This window comes from Nodosilinea sp. FACHB-141, assembly GCF_014696135.1.
Classification (GTDB): Bacteria; Cyanobacteriota; Cyanobacteriia; order Phormidesmidales; family Phormidesmidaceae; genus Nodosilinea.
Window position 1 is genome coordinate 196,630 of the sequence record NZ_JACJPP010000021.1, and the last position, 19,967, is coordinate 216,596.

The 19,967-nt window shown below is 57.5% G+C and carries 20 protein-coding genes; 13 read left to right on the plus strand and 7 right to left on the minus strand.

Features of this window, described 5'->3' with window-relative positions; all coding sequences use genetic code 11:
- The first annotated feature begins 595 nt into the window (after nucleotides 1–595).
- Entirely contained in the window at nucleotides 596–1,183 is a 588-nt protein-coding gene (locus tag H6F59_RS21780) for a phycobiliprotein lyase (RefSeq protein ID WP_190705554.1), read from the plus strand.
- A gap of 481 nt (nucleotides 1,184–1,664) precedes the next feature.
- On the plus strand, nucleotides 1,665–2,423 hold the full coding sequence (locus H6F59_RS21785) for a phycobilisome rod-core linker polypeptide (RefSeq protein WP_190705557.1): 759 nt from the start codon (nucleotides 1,665–1,667) through the stop codon (nucleotides 2,421–2,423).
- 114 nt (nucleotides 2,424–2,537) lie between these two features.
- On the opposite strand, the gene H6F59_RS21790 is transcribed toward H6F59_RS21785, so the two are convergent.
- A complete protein-coding gene (locus H6F59_RS21790) occupies nucleotides 2,538–3,308 on the minus strand; it encodes a ZIP family metal transporter (protein ID WP_190705560.1) in 771 nt (256 codons plus the stop codon).
- A gap of 198 nt (nucleotides 3,309–3,506) precedes the next feature.
- Between H6F59_RS21790 and H6F59_RS21795 the strand changes: the two genes are divergently transcribed.
- From H6F59_RS21795 to H6F59_RS21815, 5 genes are all read left to right on the plus strand, one after another.
- Complete coding sequence (locus tag H6F59_RS21795) at nucleotides 3,507–4,802, plus strand: valine--pyruvate transaminase (RefSeq protein ID WP_190519408.1); 1,296 nt, start codon at nucleotides 3,507–3,509, stop codon at nucleotides 4,800–4,802.
- A complete protein-coding gene (rimM, locus tag H6F59_RS21800) occupies nucleotides 4,802–5,386 on the plus strand; it encodes a ribosome maturation factor RimM (RefSeq protein WP_242021621.1) in 585 nt (194 codons plus the stop codon). Before H6F59_RS21795 ends, rimM begins: the two co-directional genes overlap by 1 nt.
- Before the next feature lie 340 nt (nucleotides 5,387–5,726).
- Nucleotides 5,727–6,575, plus strand: a complete 849-nt coding sequence (locus H6F59_RS21805) for a neutral zinc metallopeptidase (protein ID WP_190705563.1) — start codon at nucleotides 5,727–5,729, stop codon at nucleotides 6,573–6,575.
- 314 nt (nucleotides 6,576–6,889) lie between these two features.
- Nucleotides 6,890–9,355, plus strand: a complete 2,466-nt coding sequence (locus H6F59_RS21810) for a DUF4912 domain-containing protein (RefSeq protein WP_190705566.1) — start codon at nucleotides 6,890–6,892, stop codon at nucleotides 9,353–9,355.
- A 73-nt stretch (nucleotides 9,356–9,428) separates the two neighbouring features.
- Nucleotides 9,429–9,953 carry a DUF937 domain-containing protein gene (locus H6F59_RS21815; RefSeq protein WP_190705569.1) on the plus strand — a complete coding sequence of 175 codons (525 nt, stop codon included), beginning with the start codon at nucleotides 9,429–9,431 and terminating at the stop codon, nucleotides 9,951–9,953.
- 140 nt (nucleotides 9,954–10,093) lie between these two features.
- On the opposite strand, the gene H6F59_RS21820 is transcribed toward H6F59_RS21815, so the two are convergent.
- The 5 genes from H6F59_RS21820 to H6F59_RS21840 form a co-directional block, all read right to left on the minus strand.
- On the minus strand, nucleotides 10,094–10,705 hold the full coding sequence (locus H6F59_RS21820) for an N-acetyltransferase (protein WP_190705572.1): 612 nt from the start codon (nucleotides 10,703–10,705) through the stop codon (nucleotides 10,094–10,096).
- A gap of 5 nt (nucleotides 10,706–10,710) precedes the next feature.
- Nucleotides 10,711–10,911, minus strand: a complete 201-nt coding sequence (locus tag H6F59_RS21825; protein WP_190705575.1) for a hypothetical protein — start codon at nucleotides 10,909–10,911, stop codon at nucleotides 10,711–10,713.
- Nucleotides 10,908–11,492 (minus strand): TetR/AcrR family transcriptional regulator, encoded by a 585-nt coding sequence (locus H6F59_RS21830; RefSeq protein WP_190705579.1) that lies wholly within the window; start codon nucleotides 11,490–11,492, stop codon nucleotides 10,908–10,910. The genes H6F59_RS21825 and H6F59_RS21830 overlap by 4 nt, the downstream gene beginning before the upstream one ends.
- 212 nt (nucleotides 11,493–11,704) lie before the next feature.
- On the minus strand, nucleotides 11,705–12,406 hold the full coding sequence (locus tag H6F59_RS21835) for a tetratricopeptide repeat protein (RefSeq protein WP_348251310.1): 702 nt from the start codon (nucleotides 12,404–12,406) through the stop codon (nucleotides 11,705–11,707).
- 230 nt (nucleotides 12,407–12,636) lie between these two features.
- Nucleotides 12,637–13,161 carry a gamma carbonic anhydrase family protein gene (locus H6F59_RS21840; protein WP_190705585.1) on the minus strand — a complete coding sequence of 175 codons (525 nt, stop codon included), beginning with the start codon at nucleotides 13,159–13,161 and terminating at the stop codon, nucleotides 12,637–12,639.
- Between the two features lie 162 nt (nucleotides 13,162–13,323).
- On the opposite strand from H6F59_RS21840, the gene H6F59_RS21845 reads away from it, so the two are divergent.
- The 3 genes from H6F59_RS21845 to H6F59_RS21855 are packed head-to-tail and all read left to right on the plus strand — an operon-like array spanning nucleotide 13,324 to nucleotide 15,759.
- Nucleotides 13,324–13,836 (plus strand): TIGR02652 family protein, encoded by a 513-nt coding sequence (locus H6F59_RS21845; protein ID WP_190705589.1) that lies wholly within the window; start codon nucleotides 13,324–13,326, stop codon nucleotides 13,834–13,836.
- 20 nt (nucleotides 13,837–13,856) lie between these two features.
- A complete protein-coding gene (locus H6F59_RS21850) occupies nucleotides 13,857–14,285 on the plus strand; it encodes a VOC family protein (protein WP_190705593.1) in 429 nt (142 codons plus the stop codon).
- Nucleotides 14,272–15,759 carry an AAA family ATPase gene (locus H6F59_RS21855; RefSeq protein WP_397194384.1) on the plus strand — a complete coding sequence of 496 codons (1,488 nt, stop codon included), beginning with the start codon at nucleotides 14,272–14,274 and terminating at the stop codon, nucleotides 15,757–15,759. The genes H6F59_RS21850 and H6F59_RS21855 overlap by 14 nt, the downstream gene beginning before the upstream one ends.
- Nucleotides 15,760–15,788: 29 nt before the next feature.
- On the opposite strand, the gene H6F59_RS21860 is transcribed toward H6F59_RS21855, so the two are convergent.
- Complete coding sequence (locus H6F59_RS21860; RefSeq protein ID WP_190519434.1) at nucleotides 15,789–16,046, minus strand: hypothetical protein; 258 nt, start codon at nucleotides 16,044–16,046, stop codon at nucleotides 15,789–15,791.
- Between the two features lie 208 nt (nucleotides 16,047–16,254).
- Here H6F59_RS21860 and H6F59_RS21865 point away from each other — a divergent pair, with 208 nt between their 5' ends.
- From H6F59_RS21865 to H6F59_RS21875, 3 genes are all read left to right on the plus strand, one after another.
- Nucleotides 16,255–16,788 (plus strand): Dps family protein, encoded by a 534-nt coding sequence (locus tag H6F59_RS21865; RefSeq protein WP_190705601.1) that lies wholly within the window; start codon nucleotides 16,255–16,257, stop codon nucleotides 16,786–16,788.
- A 236-nt stretch (nucleotides 16,789–17,024) separates the two neighbouring features.
- Complete coding sequence (gene pheT / locus H6F59_RS21870) at nucleotides 17,025–18,665, plus strand: phenylalanine--tRNA ligase subunit beta (RefSeq protein ID WP_190705604.1); 1,641 nt, start codon at nucleotides 17,025–17,027, stop codon at nucleotides 18,663–18,665.
- 326 nt (nucleotides 18,666–18,991) lie between these two features.
- Nucleotides 18,992–19,912, plus strand: coding sequence for an SPFH domain-containing protein (locus tag H6F59_RS21875; protein WP_190705607.1), 921 nt, complete (start codon nucleotides 18,992–18,994; stop codon nucleotides 19,910–19,912).
- The last annotated feature ends 55 nt before the right edge of the window (nucleotides 19,913–19,967 follow it).

Sequence of the window (19,967 nt, forward strand, 5' to 3'; positions counted from 1 at the left end):
TCTAGTTTACATTTCTTCAAGGTTGTTCAAGCTTCTACACATTCGGCTCAACAGTCTCAAAGGGAAGGCAGATGAGATGAGGAAAGGCGTCTCTGTAAGAGATCCGCAACATTCCTCGAAACCGTTGCCTGAATTGGCTTTCGCTAATTCAATTAACCCTCCAAAGATGTTTATACACCGCTGGTGTGTCTTTGTCTTTTACAAGTTATTAAGAGAAAGTGACCCTTGCGGTGGGGGCAAAGCGAAAGAATTCTGCTATTTCAAGCACTCTAGGGGCTTTGAATTGGGTTCGAGTCTTCTCAGACAACGTAACATTCCGCAACATTGTGACTAGGAATGAAGCTAAATTCGCAGGGGTTAAAGACTTTCATCGGGAGCGCGATCGCCATTCCTTACCTAGATTTTGATGCTCAGCAGACACCCCTGCTAGCGGCAACTAGCCCAAGCCACCTCTGACCTAGCCGCTGCAATGGCCCGCAGACAGCGGTAAGATCCAGATAGGTCGACCCGGTGTCGGCTGTATTAGATTTTTAATTTAGATTTTTAATTCTGAGCACGCCAGTAAGCAACAGTTAAGACATCAGAGACCTACCCCATGGACGTAATGGATTTTTTCCGCATGAGTGCGGGCCAGTGGAACTCCCAACGCACTACCCATCACCTGCCCTTTCGCCGGGCTGAACTGGGCGGGTCTACTATTGCCGTGGAGGCATTGGATGCCGGACATCCCAGCGTGATAGAAATTTGTAACCTGCATGAGGTCGACCCTACCCTCGCCGTCGGCGGTGCGCTTGTCACCTGGCAAGGGGCGATGGCCTGGGATAAAGAGGACGAGAACCACGAAGGCAGCACTGTGTTTGCCCTGGTGCCCGATGCTGACGACCCCAGCCGCGGCCAGCTGCTGCGCGAGCGAGGCTATGCCGAGATTGTGCCTGTGATTGGCCGTTACGAAATCGACGGCGATGAAGGGTTGCTGCTGATTACTGAGTACGAAACCATGAGCTCGGTGGAGCGTTTTTGGTTTGCCAACCCCAACCTGCGCCTGCGCACCAGCGTGGTGAAGCGGTTTGGCGGCTTTAGTACCGCCTCGTTCTGCGCTGAATCGCGGCTAGCTGCACCAGCTGCCGAAGCCGATGGCGCAAAAGAACAAGCGTTGGCGCCCGTGTCGGCCTTTGGTTGGTAAGAGGCTGAGTCAGTCACCCAGCTCGGTAGCACCTATAACTTGAACGACAAACCCCTCTTCAAAGCTGTGAAGAGGGGTTTTGTGTAGGCATGTGGATTTAATAAGGGGCCAAATTCCTGCTTTCATCGCTGTCAAGCCTGATGCTGCATCGATAAGCTGACCTCACTTCGGTGGATTGAGGCTGAGGGTTCGATCAGAAGCTGCTCTATCACTTCGATACCGCATTCAATTCTTTATTGAAAAGAAAATAACTGAGCCTTTCTTATTTGAAGAAACATAACTGTTTGTTACCCTCCCTATCGAAATAAGAATACTTAATCTCCCTATCCCGTAGGCTAAGCCTTAACCATTGCTGGCCATTTTCTAACTTAAAATTCAAAGCTTTTTAAGCAGCGAGAACGACAGTAAGGTCGTCTATTTGCTGCAGCCTCAAACTGAGATAGAGACTCTGTTTTATTTTGCAAGTGGAGGAAAAATAGTTGTGACTTTGCCACTATTAGCCTATGCCCCCAGTAGCCAAAACCAGCGCGTTGAGGGCTATGAGGTGCCAGGAGACGAGCATTCTAGGATTTTTACTCTAGATAAAACTTCTTCCCCCACGGATGTGGATGTGCTCGATATGGATGCCCTGATTTCAGCAGCCTATCGGCAGATATTCCATGAGCAACAAATGCTAAAAAGCAATCGCCAAACCCTGCTGGAATCACAGCTGCGCGGCGGTTTGATTTCGGTAAAAGATTTTGTGCGCGGGCTAGCGACATCTGATGCCTTTCGCACCTGGAACTACGAGGTCAACAACAACTATCGCTTTGTAGAATTGTGTGTGCAGCGGTTGCTGGGTCGCCAGGTCTACGACGACAAAGAAACCCTGGCTTGGTCAATTGTGCTAGCCACTAAGGGGGTTGAAGGGCTGGTAGATGCCCTGATGGGCAGCGAAGAGTACACCACCAATTTTGGGGAAGGTACAGTCCCTTACCAGCGGCGACGGGTATTGCCCCAGCACGGCCAGGGCGACCTACCCTTTGAGCGGGTGCCCCGCTACACCCACGACCACCTGACTCAGCTGGAGTCGTTGGGCTACGATTTCTCGGCCGATCGCCGCCTAGCCCAGAGCGACTGGATGAAGATCCCTAACGGGGTGCGTAAAGCCGCTGGGGCAATTACCGCTGGGCTAGCCATCTTCCTGAGTTTGGTGGCGATCGCAACCATCTTTTCGTGGTTCGGCTGGATTTCTCTCTAAACCACCGGCTCTAGTTGGCCAAAAGTTTGTCCGCGCCTGTAGCTGAAGCCCTCCGTAACTATCGGGGGGCTTTTTTTGCGTCGGGCGATGACCACAACCAAAACAAATTGCTGATTACAAAGCAATATCTAAGAACATCATGATCACAAAGCCACCCATGAGGCCGAGGGTGCCCCGCTGGCCAAAGGCTTTTTGGTCAATATCGGGGATGATTTCATCGACAATCACAAACAGCATGGCCCCGGCGGCGAAGCCCATAGCCCAGGGCAGGGCAGCTTGGGCAAAGGTAATAACAGCGGCACCAAACAGGCCACCAATCGGCTCGATGAGGCCCGTCAACGACGAAACCGCAAAGGCCTGACGAGGGGCATAGCCAACGTCGCGCAGGGCGATCGCCACTACCAGCCCCTCCGGAATATTTTGCAGCGCAATGCCTAGAGCCAGCGCGATCGCCCCGGCCTGCTCACCACCGCCAAAGCCCACGCCTACCGCCAGACCTTCAGGGAAGTTGTGCAGAGCGATCGCGATCACAAACAGCCAGATGCGCTTGATGTTTTGAGCCTCTGGCCCCTCTGGCCCCTTAAAAAAATGCTCGTGGGGAAAAACGTTGTGGGCGCCCCACAGAAACGCACCGCCAAGCAGAACCCCAGTGACCATGACTAGGGCGGCGATCGGGCCGGGATAGCCTAGGGCGATCGCCGCATCGGTGCCGGGCAAAATCAGCGAAAAGGACGTGGCCGCCAGCATCATACCGCCGCCAATGCCTAGCAAAATCCCCTGGGTGCGCTCGGACGGCTCGAAGGGCAGCAGCACCGGCAGGGCGCCAATGCTTGTACTCATGCCGGCAAAGAGACTCGCGAGGAATCCAGAGGCTAGGGGGTTCATGGGGTGGATGGGTGGATGAGTAGAGGGTGGATAGGTAGAGGGAGTAGAGAGTAGGCCACTCAGGGTTAGACGGCAGTGGGCTGCTAGGCCCAGCGAGGTTACTATACTAGTCTCACTATCTTTAGTAGAGCAGTAGAACGAACTACACCAGGGCACCCATCCACCCCTCACCCATCCACCCCTCACCCCTCACTCCCTATGACCCCTGAACTCACCCGCTTTGGCGAGGAAATGTCTCACCTCACCGGCGTGCGCGCCATTATGAAAGACATCGTCGAAACGCTGCGGGCGGGTCAGGGGCAGCATTTCATCAACCTCAGCGCGGGCAACCCGGTGATTTTGCCAGAAATCGAGCAGCTCTGGCGCGACTGCACCCAGGAGCTGTTGGCCAGCCCTGAGTACGGCAATGTGGTATGTCGCTACGGCACCAGCCAGGGCTACGAGCCGCTGATTGAGGCCATCAAGAATGACTTCAACCAGCGCTACGGGCTGGAGTTGAGCGATCGCCACATTCTGATCACCCCCGGTAGTCAAGCGCTGTATTTTCTAGCTGCTAATGCCTTTGGCGGCCACAACGCCACCGGGCGCATGAAAGATATCGTGCTGCCCCTCAGCCCCGACTACACCGGCTACGGCGGCATCTCGCTGGTGCCTGAGGCGGTGCGAGCCTACCGACCCACGATTGATGTGGATGAAGCGGCCCATCGGTTCCGCTACCGGCCTGACTTTAGCCAGCTCAGCATTACCGACGACACGGGGTTTGTGCTGTTTTCGCGCCCCTGCAATCCCACGGGCAACGTGTTGAGTGGTGAGGATGTGCAGCAGATCGCCAGCCTGGCCGCAGCCCATAACGTGCCGGTATTGGTCGATTCGGCCTACGCACCGCCTTACCCGGCGCTCAACTTTACTGATATGGAGCCGGTGTTTGGCGAGAACATTCTCCACTGCATGAGTCTGTCGAAGGCAGGGCTGCCAGGTGAGCGGCTGGGGGTGGCGATCGGCGATCCGGCAATTATCAATGTGCTGGAGTGTTTTCAAACGAATTTTTGCATTCACTCGTCGCGCTACGGACAGGCGATCGCAGCTCGAGCCATTGCCTCGGGCGAGCTGGCCCGTTTGGCTGAGCAGGTCATCCGGCCCTACTACCAAGACAAATTTGCGGTGCTCGCAGCGGCCCTAGACCAGGCCATGCCCAACGACTTGCCCTGGTACCTGCACAACGGTGAAGGGGCCATTTTTGCCTGGCTGTGGTTTGATCAACTCCCCATTACCGACCAGAACCTATACGAGCAGCTCAAGCAGCGGGGGGTGATTGTGGTGCCGGGCAATCCCTTTTTCCCGGGTCTGCGCGAAGACTGGCCCCACACTCGCCAGTGCGTGCGCCTTAGCCTAACCGCCAGCCGCGAAGATTTGGCCGAGGCCGCGACCCGTTTAGGTGCCCTCGTGAGCGAGGTCTATCAAGCCCAGCCTAGCCCTGTAGCGGTGCCCGCCTAATGGCTTCCCCTGGGTCTAATGCCATGATTCCCGAAGACTGGGTTGAAATTGGCCGCATTGTTGCCCCTCAGGGCGTAAAGGGCGAAGTGCGCGTCTACCCCAGCAGCGATTTTCCGGAGCGGTTTTTAGAACCAGGAGAGCGCTGGCTCAAGCGCCCCCGTAGCCTCACGCCAGAGACCGTAGAGCTGGTGCGCGGGCGGCATGTCGACGGCAAGGGACTATATGTAGTGCAGATTGCGGGCGTTAACAGCCGCGATGATGCCGAAGCGCTGCGGGATGCGGTGCTGCTAGTGCCAGCGGGCGATCGCCCCCAGCTCGATGACGACGAATTTTATGTGGCTGACCTTGTGGGGTTAAGGGTGATCGTGCAGGCTACGGGCGACGAAATCGGCACCGTGACCGATATATTTGCCGCCGGCAACGATCTTTTAGAAGTTACTTACTATCCCGCTGCCGAGAAGAACTCGCAGCCAGCTAAACCTCGCAAGGTGCTGGTGCCCTTCGTTACCGCCATCGTACCGGTAGTGAATCTAGCCGAGAAATACCTTGAAATTAGCCCTCCGGCAGGGCTTTTAGACCCTTAGCCTTATAACTTTCTTATCTTTGGGTTCTATTGTGACTATCAACGACCATAAATGGAACGACCAACTCGCCCCAGTCCTCCCTAGAGGGCTGGGGTTTGCTTATGCAACTGAGTCATCGACAGGGTTCAGCCAGCAGTGGCTGAAACACCAGTTTATTTACAGCGCCCGCGATCGCACCTCTTTCTCGAGATAGACCTACAGGTCTCAGGTACAGACTTTGCCAAAAGATTTCTATCCACTGCCGACAGCGGATCACACCCACAACATTGGCAGCGAAACAGACGTTGTAATTCGGTACCCTAAGGCATAGCTACCAGTGCCTAGCAAAACGAGGTGAACGATGAAGTGGCAATCGAGTCGGCGCAGCATCAATATTGACGATCGTCGGGGCATGCCCGGTGGCGGTGCGGCCATAGGGGGGATAGGGTCAATTCTGCTGGCACTGGTAGTGGCCCTGCTGGGCGGCGATCCATCGGTGGTGCTTGAGCGTGGGGTAGAGGTTGGCCCCAACGACGGTGCGCCTCAGGCATCCTCAGAGGAGAGCGATCGCTCGGCTGAATTTGTGGCTGCCGTGCTGGGCGAAACCGAAGACACCTGGCACAGCATCTTTCAATCTGAGTTTGGTGCCCCCTACCAGGAACCCAGCCTGGTGCTTTACTCTGGGGCCACTCAGTCAGCTTGCGGTAGGGGGCAAGCGGCTATGGGACCGTTTTATTGCCCGGCCGACCAAAAGGTATATCTCGACACTAGCTTCTTTCGCGACTTGCAGGTGCGTCTTGGGGCCCCAGGCGATTTTGCCCAGGCCTATGTGATTGCCCACGAAGTAGGGCATCACGTCCAGAACCTGCTGGGGGTGTCTAGTCAGGTGCAGCGCGCCCAGCAGCAAGCGAGCGAGACTCAGGCCAACGAGCTATCGGTGCGGCTGGAGTTGCAAGCCGACTGTTTTGCCGGAGTGTGGGCTAACCGGGCGCAGAGGTCGCGGGAAATTTTAGAGGAAGGTGACATCGAAGAAGCCCTCAATGCCGCCAGCCAAATTGGCGACGATCGCCTGCAAATGGAGGCCCAAGGCTACGTTACCCCCGACTCGTTTACCCACGGGTCGTCGGAGCAGCGGGCCGAATGGTTTTATCGCGGTATTGAAACAGGCGACATCAACCAGTGCAACACCTTTGATGTAGACCGCATATAGCCAACGTTTATGAATTTCTTATGGTTGTGCTCTAAGCTCTGGTGCCAAGAATGAATGGGTTTAGCGGGCAAATTCATGGGCTGTTTTAGCTCACTTGTCTTTTAATTAACCTTAAAGTTGTGACAGGCAAAGGAACAAGTCAGTCACAGAGTCTTGTCCCGCCTCTAGTTTTTAGAAGCTCTTTGAAGCGGCTTAACTCGGGTTTAAGTTCAGCTCAAACTGTTGGGCTGTAACGTCTTTAGCAACCTAAGTTCACGTTCTACACGTTTTAGAAATTTTCTCTGTTTGCATTCGGAGTATTTTGGTACCTGCTTATGTTCAAACGCCACAGTGCCAATGCCCAAAGCGCTATTACATTTCGAGGACGATCGCGGCTCTGGATGGCCGCAGCACCTTTACTGATAGCCGCTACCGTTGTGCTAGAGCGAGACGGGGTCTGGGCTCAGGATCCTAATCCTCTTGAGGGCATTGAAATTCCCACCTCGTTGGCACCGGGCAGCGAACTCACGATTGAGAGCTCAGAGGCCATGCGCCTGGTGAATGAGGCGCTGCGATCGCGCTTCTCCAGCCAGTACGGCGATGCCGAGGTGGTCGTTGACTACGACAGCGCCAGCAACGCCCTGCAAGCTCTGGCCGACGGTGACGCTGACCTCGCCGCCATTGGCCGTAGCCTCACCGAGGAAGAGATCAGTGCCGGACTGCGGGAAGTGCCGGTTTCGCGCCCAAAAATCGCCATTTTGGTCAGCCCCAACAACCCCTTTACCGGCAGCCTCACCATTGAGCAGTTTGCCCAAATCTTTCGCGGCGAAATTAGCAACTGGTCTGAGGTCGGCGGCCAAGATGCCCCTATCGTGCTGGTCGACCAACCCGCCAACAGCGATACCCGCCAAGCCTTTCGCAACTATCCGGTATTTGAGAGCGGGGTGTTTGAGTCAGACCCAGGGGCCACCGTGCTATTAGAGGCCAGCGCGGTAACCATCGCCGAAAATCTCGACGAAAACAGCATTAGCTATGTCGTTGCCGAACAGGCGCTCAACAACCCGGCGGTGAAAATTGTGCCCATGCACGATACCCTGCCCAACGACGAGCGCTATCCTTTTTCTCAGCCCCTCTCCTACGTTTACAATCCCGAGACGGCCAGCCCAGCAGCCCTCGCTTTCCTTGGATTTGCCGTCAGCCCCACCAGTGAGGCGCTAATCGAGGGGGCCCAAGACGCAGCGATCGCCGATGGTGGCACCACCGAGGCAGAAACCGACCCCACTGCCGAAGCTACCCCAGAAACAACCCTCGAAGAAACCGACCCCGTCCCTCCCGCTTCAGCCCCGGCGCGAGGTCTACCCTGGTGGCCTTGGCTGCTGGCGCTGCCCGTCCTAGGTGGTCTACTCTGGTGGCTGCTTAAGGATAGTGCGCCGGTAGCAGCACCGATCGCCGCTCCCATAGCCGCTCCCCTAGCGGCCGCCGCCGATCGCCGCATTATTCTCACGCCGCGCAACTGCCGCGACGCCTACGCCTACTGGGAACTGCCCGAAGGCGAAGTCGAGGCGCTGCGCCAGCAAAATTGCTCCTTAGCACTCAAGCTTCACGATGTCACCGACATTGCCGATGTCGACCGACAGTCGCCCCACAACACCTACCCATTTGACTGCGACACCGTAGCCGTGGGCGATCGCCACTTCCCCGTGGCCGTCGACGATCGCGACTATCTGGTCGAACTGGGTTACCTGAGCACCGACAATACCTGGCATGCCCTAGCCCGCTCAGCCCCCGTGCGCATGCCTGCCTGCTCCAGCAGCGTCATCCCCAGCACTGTAGGGGTAGGCACGGCAGCTACAGCTGCCGCTGGTTTGGGTGCCCTGGGTGTGGGTGCAGCCGCGATCGCCCGCCCGCCCGAAACCGCTGCCCCGGCAAGAGTCACTCTCACTCCGCGCAATTGCAGAACGGCCGACGCCTATTGGGAACTGCCCGCGTCAACTGTGGAAGACCTCAAGGCTGGCTCTCGCAGCCTCAAGGCTCGGCTGTACGATGTTACCGAACTGCCCGGCCACGGCAGCCGCCTCAACAGCCTGCAAGAGTTTAACGCCGAGATGGTGGCCCAGGGCGAGCTGCAACTGCCCATTGCCATTGACGATCGCGACTACCTGGTAGAGGTGGGCTATGTCGACAGCAACTACCAGTGGCAAGCCCTGGCTAAGTCTCAGCCGGTGCGCGTACCCGTCTGCCCGTCGAATGGTGCCGCTACCTTCCCTGGTACCACCCTCGGCTCTCCCCTCGACGGAACTGTTGGTTTGAACGACGACCTACAGACTGAGCTAACCGAAGTGGACGCGATCGCAGAGACGGCCCTCCCCGGACTAGCTGGTGGAGTCACCGCCGCTGGCCTAGGCTTGGAGAGCCACACTGCTGACGCTGCCTCAGGGCAGGAGACCGCCGCTGGCGTCGGTCGACGCACCGACTTAGGCGTTGAGAGCAAAATTGTTCTGGTGCCCCGCAGTTCTACTACCGCCTACGCCTACTGGGAAGTTGCCCCGGCCCACCAAGAGGCCCTACGGCAGGAAGGGGGTCGAGTTATGGCCCTGCGCATTCACGATGTCACCAACTTAGACCCTGACAGCCAGCCCCCCCACGCCACCCAGGAATACATTTTGACGGACGGCGACCAAGACCACCCCGTGTCGATCTGGACAGCCGATCGCGACTACGTGGCCGAATTGGGCTACCTCACCGACGCCGGTCAGTGGCTCCAGCTGGTGCGATCGCTTCCCGTGCGCGTGCCCGCGTAGGCCGCTCCGGCGTTATCTCCCATGCTTTGACCGCATTTGCTCTACGACTGCACTTCAGTTGAAAGGAACGATCATGTCTCTGTTTTTTGATGTTCTGAGCTCTATCAACAACCCCAACCAGCGGGGCAGCGTCGATCAGCTCAGCTCGGTGATGACCTCTGTACAGCAGCTCGCCGGCAGCCAGGGCATGAGCACCGACCAAATGGGGGATGTTCTCAACGCTCTGGGGGCCGCTCTACAGCCCACCCTCAAACAGCAGGCCGCTACCATGGGTACCGGTCAGCTCGAAGGCATGCTCGGCAAGCTGTCTGGGGCTGGGGGCGCAGCAGCACTCGCCGCTGCCATTCCGCCTCAGATGCAGCAGCTGATTGAGGCTGTGGCCCAAAAGAGTGGTCTAAATACGGGCATGATTCAAGCCATGCTGCCCAAGCTATTGCCCGTGGTGATTGGGCTGCTGGGCATGGGAGCCGCTAAGCCCGGTGCAGTCAGCGGCGGCAACCCACTGCTCAAAACGTTCCTCGATTCTGGCGCTTCCAACTCCACCGACCTGGGCACCGTAGTGAAGTTTGCCGAACGCTTTCTGAATCCACCCCAGTAGGTTGAGTTGGCGTTGGTGACAACTGCTGCTGAGCATTTTTTGGGAAGAGATGAGGAAGGTGAGAAGGGTGGCAGGCTTGGCACCGCCTCCAATCCCCTATCCCTCCATCCCCCTCATCTCCCTCACCTTCCTTATCCCCTTCACCGCCGCTGTAGCGTCCAAAACGTTGGCGCCTGGTCGGCAAAGGGCCCGGTTTTAACAATTTCAAAGCCGTGGCGCTGGTAAAAGCGCACCGCGCCCTCGGTGGAGGTTTCGACGTAGCAGGGGTGATGGGTACGGTTACTTTCATCTAGGCCTGGCAGCATGAGCTGGTGACCAACGCCTTGGCGCTGGCAGCTGGGGCTAACCGCCAGCAACATCAGATACCAGTGGGGCTGGGGCATGGCCTGGTGGCGATAATGGTCGAGGGCCAAGGCGGCCTGCCAGCGGGGCAAATACTGTAGGGGCAGACGAAAGGGCAGCTCATATAACCCTGCCCGCAGCAGGTCCATGAGATCGACTGACTGCTCTGGCGGCATCCAAATCACCACGCCCTTGAGGGTCTGGCCATCACTCAGGCAATAGCTGTGTCCGCCCCCAGCCCCACAGATTAGCAGCATGCGAAATAGGTAGGCCATCACCGCCTGGCGATCGCACACATCGGCAGGTACCAGGTAGCGCAGCAGCGGGTCGTCGGCGAAGGCTGCTATCAGAAGCTCGGTAGCTTCATCGAATTGGGCGGGTTGCAGGGTGGTTAAGGCCAGGGTTTCCATGGGGTTCACCAGATTAGATCGTTGAGAAGCGCGGTCAATTTAACGCCGTCAATTTTTACCAGAGTGGACATCCAGCGAATGGCGGCGCGATCGCGATCGACCCCGCACAGCAGCAGCCACTGCCACCCTGCCCGCGCCAGCACTAGCCAGGGATAGATCTGGCGGCGACCATAGCGCAGCCACACCCAAAGCGAACGCAGAATCATCGCTTTCCTCCAGGGAATTTCTCCAAGTAGGCGGTGAGTAAGTCGGCCAAAAGCTCAGCCTGCTGGCGGTAGGACACCATTGCTGGGTCCACCATGCGCTCCGAAATCAGGCCATCGCAGAGGCAGAGCACATGGGTAGCTACGACTGGATCGTTAATTTGAAGGGCAATCATGATTTCGTCGCGCGATCGCACACTGACCCGCTGCACCGCCTCGTTTACCCGCGACTGCCCTATCCCTGCCTGCTGATAAAAATCCATCATCAGCAAGGTCTGCTTGATGAAATAGTCTTCGTTGGCTTCCAAAAAATCGCCCAGGGCCAAAATGCGCTCCCTCAGGGTGCTCAACCCTTGAATCTGAGCGGTGGCCCGCAGCAAATCTTGAGTAGTAAGCTCTTCGATCAACTGCATAAACAGATCTTCCTTACTGGGGAAGTAGTAATACAGCGTGCCGGTGGAAACCCCTAGCGCTTTGGCAATTTGCCGGGTAGTCAGGCTGGCGTAACCGTGGTCGGCAAATAGGTCAAAGCACTGGCTTAAAAGCTCTTTGCGATACTCATCGTGGTCGACAACCTTCGGCATTCTTTTTTTAACTGAGCGCTCGTTATTTTTAAGAGTAGCACAGGTTTTTTGCCTGTCAATTCTGCTGGGCAGGTGGGCTGTTTAGCCAACGGGAATGGTCGTTGGAGCCGTATCGTCCAGCTCTACGTCCTTGAGAATTTGCCAAACCGTCTGTGATTCCTTGGATTGGGAACCCAGCGCGAAAACTGACGGCAATTTGTACGATCCGCAGGCTATAAATGCAGAAACTTCTCTAGGGCGGCGACCATAGCGGGGGGCCAGCGGCGCACGGTGCCAACCCAGTCTAAGTCTCTGTAGCGGTGATCGAGGCCCATGACGGCGACCCAGTTGCTTTCGGCTTCGCCACTTTGGCCCTGGCCCCAGAGCGCGGCGGTGAGGGCAGCGCGAGCATCGGCAAAGTTGGGGTAGCGGCGGGTAAGACTGCGGAACTGGCGAATAGCTTCTTCGGCGTTGCCCAATTGGTATTCGGCCAAGGCAGCGTTAACCCGGGCAAAGGCAAATTTGGGGTCGAGATCAACGGCTTTTTGGTAGTCAGCTAGGGCCGTTTCCCAATTGCCCAGACCGGCTTGGGCGTTGCCCCGGTTGTTATAGGCAGCGGCATCGTCAGGGTTAAGAGCGAGAACCTGGCTGTAGTCGGCGATCGCATCCTCCCAGCGCCCCAAACCTTCTAAAGCCGCTCCTCGATTGAGGTAAGGGTCGGGCTGCTCTGGGGCCAGCGTCACCGCCTGGTTGTAGTCTTCTAGCGCTTCAGCCAACTTATTTTGGCTCACCCGCACGTTACCCCGGTTGCTCCACAGGGCAGCTTCGTTGGGCAGATAGTCGATCAGTTGGCTCCAGTAGGTTTCGGCCTCGACAAACTGGCCCTTTTGGGAAGCGGTAAAGGCCTTTTGGCGCAGGTCAGAAATCTCCTGCACTACCTGGGGGGAAAGGTCTGCCGGGGTGGATTGTGCTCGAGCGGGAAGGACCCAACCCGTCCAGAGGAGCAGGCAGACGATAGCAGCTATCAATCGCCCTTTCCATGGAAATGGAATAGGTGTGCGAGGTTGGGGAGTGATGTCCTGGGTGGGTTGGGGCCAAAACGTCATAGATGTCCTACACGGTTGAGGGATAGATCACTGCCTTCACTACACCATAGCGATACAGTTCAAATAAACCCCAGATCATTGCTGCGCCCGGCGTGGGCTAGGGCAAGCTGGTAATATTTCTGGGCGTGCTCTAGCAGTTCTAGGGCCTGCTGGTCGGAGACGTGGCGCACCACTTGGCCGGGGACGCCCAGAACGAGCGATCGCTTCGGCACATCCTTAGTCACCACCGCCCCGGCCCCGATGATGCTGCCGGTGCCCACCCGCACACCGTCCAGCACGATCGCCCCAATGCCGATTAAGCAGCCTCGCTCAATGTGAGCGCTGTGGATGACGGCGCGGTGACCGACGGTGACATAGTCTTCGAGCACTGTGGGCTGGCCGGGGTCACCGTGGAGAATTGCTCCATCCTGCACATTGCTGTAGGCCCCAACTTCGATGCGTTCGACATCGCCGCGCAGCACGGCACTGTACCAAATGTTGCAGCCTTCATGGAGCGTGATTTGGCCCATCACCGTGGCGTTGGGGGCTACAAACGCCGCCTGAGACAGGTCGGGTCGAGGCCAGAGGGAGCTAGGGAAAGCCATAGCCAGAGGAGTCTCCAGGGAAATTCTCAAAAAAATCGGCGGTTTTAGACAATGGGATGTCCCGGCTACGGAGACAGCCGAGTTCCCACAGGTATAATACGGCTATAGCCCATGCCCCTATCTGTTTCTCGCCCTCAAGAGGACACGTCTGGTCTCAGCCCAATGGTTAACTCCGCCTTGCAGTATCCCATCTATGGGCCAGAAATCCAGTGCCCTCACTGTCGCCAAACGATTCCGGCCTTGACGCTGACCGACACCTATCTGTGCACCCGCCACGGTGCCTTTGAGGCCAACCCCGACTCCAAGGAGCTAGTGCACCTCCAGTCGGGTCGGCACTGGCGTCAGTGGGAGGGTGAATGGTATCGCCAGCACACCCACCCCGACGGCATTCGCTTTGAGATTCACGAGGCGCTCGATCGCCTCTACACCCAGGGCTACAGGGCCACGCGGGTGATCATCGCCGAGCGCTACCAAGAGCTGGTCAATTCCTACCTAGAGCGCAACAACCCTTGGCGTGGGCAGGTTGAAACCTCCACAGCACCTAAGCTCTACGGCTTGCCGGTGGAGTTTAGCCCCCCCGCCGACGTCGACTCTCGCTGGGCGGTGATCAACTTCAGCCTTGAAAAAGAGCCCGGCGTGCCGGTGCGCTATCCCTATTTCCGTCTCTTTGAGTAGCTCTTTGAGCCGCCCGCCCGATGCTCCACCATGCGTCCATTCGCACCCAGGATATTCACCGCGCGATCGCCTTCTACGAAGCCTTAGGGTTTACTGTCCACGAACGCTTTACCGCTGGCATCACCCTGGCCTGCTGGATGGAGGGTCTGGGGGGCCGCATTGAGCTAATTCAGGTGCCGGAGCCCCGCCCCGCCGCCGATGCCTTTGGCGATGAGCACTACAGTGGCTATTATCATCTATCCTTTGATCTCACCGAGGCGACCTCTAGCCTGCCCTTGTGGCTAGAGGAGCTGCGCCAGCGGTTTGAGCAAGCGGCGGCGATGCCCAAGGTGCTGCTGGAACCCCAGCAGCAAATCATTGGCGATCGCGTCTATGAGGTGGCCTTTCTCGCCGATGCCGACGGACTGCCTTTGGAATTTATTCGAGTGCTGGGCTATGTCCAACCCTGAGGGGCCTAATTTTGAGAGAATGACCCCATTTACCGACAACTGGGCCTATCTAAAAACCGAGCTGGCCTGGCTCGATCGCCTGCTGATGGTGGCCGTATCGCGGCAAAAGCGCGAGCTGCAAGAGCTGGACGACTTTGCCTTGTCTGGCGAAGACCGAGTCACCCGCCACTGGTGGAAGGGCATTATTAGCCTCAATGGCCAGCCCAACTACGACAATGCTCGCCCGCCTAAGACCCAGCGCCCCAGCGGCAGCTATGCCCAACAGCTAGAGGCCCGCATTCTGGCCAGCCAGCGGCAGGGGGTGGTGCTGGCCCTGCCTCAGTTGCGCGATCGACTCCAGCTCACCATGTTTGAAAAAAACGTGCTGCTGCTGGCCCTGGCTCCTGAGGTCAACCAACGGTTTGGGCGGCTCTACAGCTATCTGCACTACCAGCACGACGAGTCTGACTGGGATTTGCCCACGGTCGACCTGTGCCTGCGGCTGCTGTGCAGAAATGACCAGGAATGGAGGCGATCGCGCCCCCTGATCGCCCCCAACAGTCGCCTGTCAAACCTGGGTCTGGTGGAGTGGCTCAACGCCGAAGACACTACCCTGCTCAGCCGCCACCTGCGCCTGACCGAAGATCTCACCACCTATCTACTCTCCGAAGAACCCGACCCCGCCACCCTTAATGCCTGGGCCATGGCCCCCGCCCTAGAGGCGGAGGAAGCCTCAGAAGTTCCGGCTGAAAGCTGGAATAGCCTAGTGCTGCCCGACCCTCAGCTGGCCCAGCTAAAAACCGTGGCCGCCGCCGCCCGCGCCACCGACGGCACTATGGTGCTACTGGCTGGCCCCAACGGCACCGGCAAAACCCTCGCCGCTAAGGTGCTAGCCGCCGAGCTAGAACTGCTGCTGGTGATGGTTGATCTGGCGGCGATCGCCCCCGACGAAGAGGGCAACATTCCCGAACTCGAAGACCTGGTTAACCTGCCGCCCTGCGTGTTGCTGCTCAAAAATGCGCCCCACTGGTTTGGTCGCAACCCCACCATCGAAGCCGCTTTGGTGCAGTCGTGGGGCATTCAGCGTCGCCGCCAGCCGGGGTTGACGCTCCTAGCCAGCCCCTACCTGCAAAGCATCAAACCCTCTTGGCGACAGGCCATGACCGGGGTAATCGAGTTTCCTCGACCCGATGCTGCCGCCCGCGAACTGTTGTGGAAGCGAGCTATCCCTAGGGGTGTCAAAAAAGAACGTACCCTGCGATGGCCGCAGATTGCTCAGCAGCTGCCGCTAACCGGCGGTGAAATTGTTACCCTAGCTCAGACTGCCGTTGCTCTAGCCCAACAAGCTGACCCCCCAGTGCTGACGGTAGAGGGGCTGCACCAGAGCCTAGCCTTGCACCACCCAAGCATGAACCTGCCCAAAACAAAGGCGGCGCGATCGCCCAAGACCGACCCTAAAAAGCCAGCGCAACAGACCAAGTCCAAAAAAGCGTAGCGTCGGACTAAAGCCGCACTGTGAAACCGCTACAGTTCGCTAGGGGAATCGGGCGCAACGACCTCGCCAGGTTCTGGTATCAGCACCGTCGGCTTGTTATCCACTAAATCTGAGAGGCCATCGATCGCTATATTCATGTCGCCACAGGCCGCTTTCAGCGCCGCTTGAAACTGAGCGGTGTCATTGCCGTAGCCACAGCGCTCGGTGGCGATCGCCAGCCCTTCATTGGCATTCGCCTTGGCGCAGTCTACTAAAATTACTCCCGTCAGCGGAGATGAGCTAGCCATAGCAAGATTATGTCTAAACGGCGATCGATCGTTCGATTTCTAAACTAGGCCCGTTACTAGCCTCCAACATCTAACCTGCGAAGGACTTACTACTCCAAAACATCCTCAAGTCAGGGACTTTTGAGCCGCAATGTCCCACATTAGGCAGATGAGACTATTGGGCTACTGCGGTTAGATGTAGGGGAACGGACTCCGAAGAGACATAACTATGAGCATTAACATTGGCCTTTCTGAACAAGAACGCCAGGGTGTAACCGAAATTCTCAATAAGGTTTTGGCCGACGCCTACCTGTTACTGATTAAAACTAAAAAGTACCACTGGGATGTAGTTGGTCCTCAATTCCGCACCCTCCACGAACTGTGGAAAGAGCATTACGAAGCCCTCACCATTAGCATTGACTCCGTAGCTGAGCGGGTGCGCCAGCTCAATGGCTACCCCCTGGGCACTGCCGAAGGATTCCTCAAGAATGCTTCTCTAAAAGAGCATCCTGGCGATCTGCCCTCTGCCCAAGAAATGGTTAAGCGCCTGGTCAACGATCACGAGCAGATCATTCGCAACCTGCGCGGTTTTGTTGACCAAACCTCCGAAGAGTTCCATGACGAGGGCACCTCAGACTTTCTGACCGGCCTGATGGAAGCGCACGAAGAAATGGCTTGGATGCTGCGCTCCTTCTTGGATGGTGAAACCTTCGAACCGAGCGGCACTCGCGATCAAGAGCTAGCGACGAGCAACCTAGCGTAAGTTGCTTCAATCCAGCACTGGCCACTTTAGGTTAGTACAGTCGTAAATTCTTGAAGTTGGTCTGGTAACGCCAGTCACCAGCCCAATCGAGCTTCATTAAGCACCCCGCCTGTAGGCTACTTTGAGAAGCCTACAGGCGGGGTGCTTTTTGCGCCCATCTGCACCTAACTCCCCATAACCTATGGGAGGATCAACTCACCCATCTCCCCAACCCGCCATCTCCCTCACCCTCACCCATGCCCACCGTCACCTTTCCCCTCACCTACCTGCAACGGCTCACCTCCACCGCCCCAGAGCAGCTAGCCCAGCAGGCCTTTGACTATGGCCTAGACGCCACCCTAGGCGAGCACACCCTAGAGGTCGAAGTCACTGCCGAGCGGCCCGACCTGCTAGCGGCAGAAGGGTTTACCCGCGCCATCAACATCTATAACGGCCTACCCCGAACTGTCCCCAACCAGCTGCTCGCTTCGGGTCGTCGAGTCACCGTACGACCTGAGGTGTTGCCCCTACGGCCCCACATTGCTGCCTTAGTTGTGCGAGGGGCTGACCTGCAAGGTGGCGGGCTAGAGGTGCTGGTGCAGTTTCAGGAGAAGGTGACTCAAACCTTTGGCCGCCAGCGAAAGAAAATTGCGATCGGCGTCTACGACCTCGACAAAATCAGCGGCGACTTAACCTACGCAGCAGAATCGCTGGATCAGCTGACCTTTGTGCCCCTGCACAGCACCCAACCCATGACGGCCCGGCAAATTCTGCACGAGCACCCTGCGGGTAAGACCTATGGCCATACCCTGTCGGGAAATGACTATGCTCTCGTGCTGCGCGATGCCAGCGGCACCGTACTCTCCATGCCGCCCATCATCAACGCAGCGGGGGTAGGAGAAGTGGATGCCAACACCCGCAATCTATTCATCGACGTCACCGGCATTTTGGCTCAGACGGTGCTGGAGACCGCCAATATTCTGACCCACAACTTTTTAGATACCGGGGCTGAGGTGCAGACGGTGGAGATTGTCACTCCCCAGGGCACTCTCACCACCCCAAGCCTGGCCCACCGCTCCGTTCAGTTTTCGGCCAAGTATCTCAACGAAATTATGGGCACCGCTATTCCTAAGAGCGGCCTGGGTCAAGTGCTCTCTCGCATGGACCTAGAGGTGAGCGGTACCGATGTGGTGCATGTGCCCACCTATCGCACCGACATCTTTAGCCAAGTCGATTTGGCGGGGGATTTACTAGTGGCGATCGGCATCGGTACGCTTCAGGCCGAGCCCCTAGCGGTCAAATTTCATCTGGGGGAAGCCGACGCTTTACGCCAGGCGATGTTTAAGGTGGGCGACTTGGCCCAGCGCATGGGGCTGATGGAGGTGAAGAGTTTTGTGCTTACCGATCCCGAAATTCTCGATTTGTTTGGGGCTTCTTATGTACAGACGGGCAACGCCAAAAGCCGCACGTTTAGCGCCACCCGCACCACCCTGCAAGCGGGGCTGCTAGATATTCTGGCCCGCAACATCAACGCGCCCAAACCTATCAATATTTATGAAACTGGGGAAGTGCTGCGGTTCAAGACGGCAAATGCCCCTGACGAAAGCCAGCACTGGAGCTTTGCCAGCCTAGATGCCCGCGCCTCGTTTACTACCGCCAAAGCCTACATGCAGACCATGCTCAAAGCCCTAGGGTTGAGCTATGAATTGACTACCTGCCACGCCCCCTACTACCTCCCCGGGCGGGCAGCGACGGTACTGATTAATGGCCAACCCGTCGGGGAGTTTGGCGAAATTCATCCCCAGGTGCTTGAGCACTTTTCGTTCCCTGAGCCGGTCTGCGCTGGGGAGCTAGACTGTACCGCTGGCCTGCTCGCGGCTTCTGAGCGGCGGCGTTGATCTAGTATTTGACCAGGCTAGTTGCAGAAGGCTCTAACAGCTTGGGGTTTTGGGTTCAAGGCAGAGGGTGAACCTTGAACTCCGATTAACCTGTCACCTTCAGGCTGATCGAGGGCTGATGCTCCGGGTTTTAGTTTGTCGTGGTATTCCAGCTCCAGCGACAGCTTGCCGCATGATGAAATGCCGCGTTGGGCTTAGGCATTCGGAAGGCTTAGCCTGGGGAAACGCCATAACTAAATATTACGGTTGCCACCAAAATTGTGATGCAACCCTTATGCACCCTTACCTGTTGGCTAATCTGGTCGTCATCCTTCAGCGGGAATGCCATGAGCGACTCTTCTATTGACGGCCCCAGCCGAGTCTACGCCAAACCGACCGAAGGCCACGTTTCTCTGGGGCGAGGGGTGCGCCAAGTGCTGTTTTTGGTGCCCGTGGCGGTCTTGTTTGCCCTGCTCTTCTTTGGGCTACCTCAGCGGCAGCGCACGGTGGGGCTGACTGCTGGGGCCATTGTCGCCGTGCTGTGGAATGTGGTGGTGAGCGGGGTGCGGGTGGCCGCCCAGTGGGAGCGGGGGGTGATCTTGCAGCTGGGCAAAATTCAGGACGTGCGGGGGCCGGGGCTGCTATACGTCGTGCCAATACTGGAGTCGGTGCAGTTTATCGATACTCGCACCCTGGTGATCAATATTCCGCGCCAGAAGGTGATTACCCGCGACAACGTACCCGCCGAAATCGACAGCGCCCTGTTTTTTCAGGTGAACGATGCCCAAAAGGCGGTAATTTCGATTCAGGACTTTCGCTTTGCGGTGTCGCAGTACGCCCAGGCGGCGCTGCGGGATGTAGTGGGTGGCCTTTCGCTCGATGATCTGCTGTCGGAGCGAGAGCAAATTCAGACCCAGATTGGGGCGATCGTGGAGGCCCAGGTGCGGGAGTGGGGCATGCACATCGACTCCATTCGCCTGCAAGATATTGAGCTGCCAGAGGATCTAAAGCGGATGATGTCGCGCCAGGCTTCAGCGGAGCGAGAAAAGCGGGCGACGATTACGAAGGCGGATGGCGATCGCCTAGCCGCCCAAAGCCTCGCCGCCGCCGCCAAAATTATGGAGGCCAACCCCATCGCTCTGGAGCTACGCACCCTGCAAAGCATTGACGGTTTGGGGGCTAGTCCGTCGAATACGGTGATTTTGTTTCCGCTGGAGCTATCCAAAGTTTTGGGCAACCTGCAGGCTAAACCTACAGCTGAGGAGTAGCCACCACGCCGATGGGTGACGTGGTCATAATGGTAAAGATCAATTACGACAGCGA

Bases quoted from the DNA above. Each gene is read 5' to 3' on its own strand.
- H6F59_RS21875 (WP_190705607.1), top strand. From the start codon at position 18,992: ATGAGCGACTCTTCTATTGACGGCCCCAGCCGAGTCTACGCCAAACCG.
- H6F59_RS21845 (WP_190705589.1), top strand. From the start codon at position 13,324: ATGGTTAACTCCGCCTTGCAGTATCCCATCTATGGGCCAGAAATCCAG.
- H6F59_RS21795 (WP_190519408.1), top strand. From the start codon at position 3,507: ATGACCCCTGAACTCACCCGCTTTGGCGAGGAAATGTCTCACCTCACC.
- H6F59_RS21790 (WP_190705560.1), bottom strand. From the start codon at position 3,308: ATGAACCCCCTAGCCTCTGGATTCCTCGCGAGTCTCTTTGCCGGCATG.
- H6F59_RS21780 (WP_190705554.1), top strand. From the start codon at position 596: ATGGACGTAATGGATTTTTTCCGCATGAGTGCGGGCCAGTGGAACTCC.
- H6F59_RS21855 (WP_397194384.1), top strand. From the start codon at position 14,272: ATGTCCAACCCTGAGGGGCCTAATTTTGAGAGAATGACCCCATTTACC.
- H6F59_RS21810 (WP_190705566.1), top strand. From the start codon at position 6,890: ATGTTCAAACGCCACAGTGCCAATGCCCAAAGCGCTATTACATTTCGA.
- H6F59_RS21805 (WP_190705563.1), top strand. From the start codon at position 5,727: ATGAAGTGGCAATCGAGTCGGCGCAGCATCAATATTGACGATCGTCGG.
- H6F59_RS21860 (WP_190519434.1), bottom strand. From the start codon at position 16,046: ATGGCTAGCTCATCTCCGCTGACGGGAGTAATTTTAGTAGACTGCGCC.
- rimM (WP_242021621.1), top strand. From the start codon at position 4,802: ATGGCTTCCCCTGGGTCTAATGCCATGATTCCCGAAGACTGGGTTGAA.
- H6F59_RS21830 (WP_190705579.1), bottom strand. From the start codon at position 11,492: ATGCCGAAGGTTGTCGACCACGATGAGTATCGCAAAGAGCTTTTAAGC.
- H6F59_RS21850 (WP_190705593.1), top strand. From the start codon at position 13,857: ATGCTCCACCATGCGTCCATTCGCACCCAGGATATTCACCGCGCGATC.
- H6F59_RS21840 (WP_190705585.1), bottom strand. From the start codon at position 13,161: ATGGCTTTCCCTAGCTCCCTCTGGCCTCGACCCGACCTGTCTCAGGCG.
- H6F59_RS21820 (WP_190705572.1), bottom strand. From the start codon at position 10,705: ATGGAAACCCTGGCCTTAACCACCCTGCAACCCGCCCAATTCGATGAA.
- H6F59_RS21815 (WP_190705569.1), top strand. From the start codon at position 9,429: ATGTCTCTGTTTTTTGATGTTCTGAGCTCTATCAACAACCCCAACCAG.
- H6F59_RS21825 (WP_190705575.1), bottom strand. From the start codon at position 10,911: ATGATTCTGCGTTCGCTTTGGGTGTGGCTGCGCTATGGTCGCCGCCAG.
- pheT (WP_190705604.1), top strand. From the start codon at position 17,025: ATGCCCACCGTCACCTTTCCCCTCACCTACCTGCAACGGCTCACCTCC.
- H6F59_RS21865 (WP_190705601.1), top strand. From the start codon at position 16,255: ATGAGCATTAACATTGGCCTTTCTGAACAAGAACGCCAGGGTGTAACC.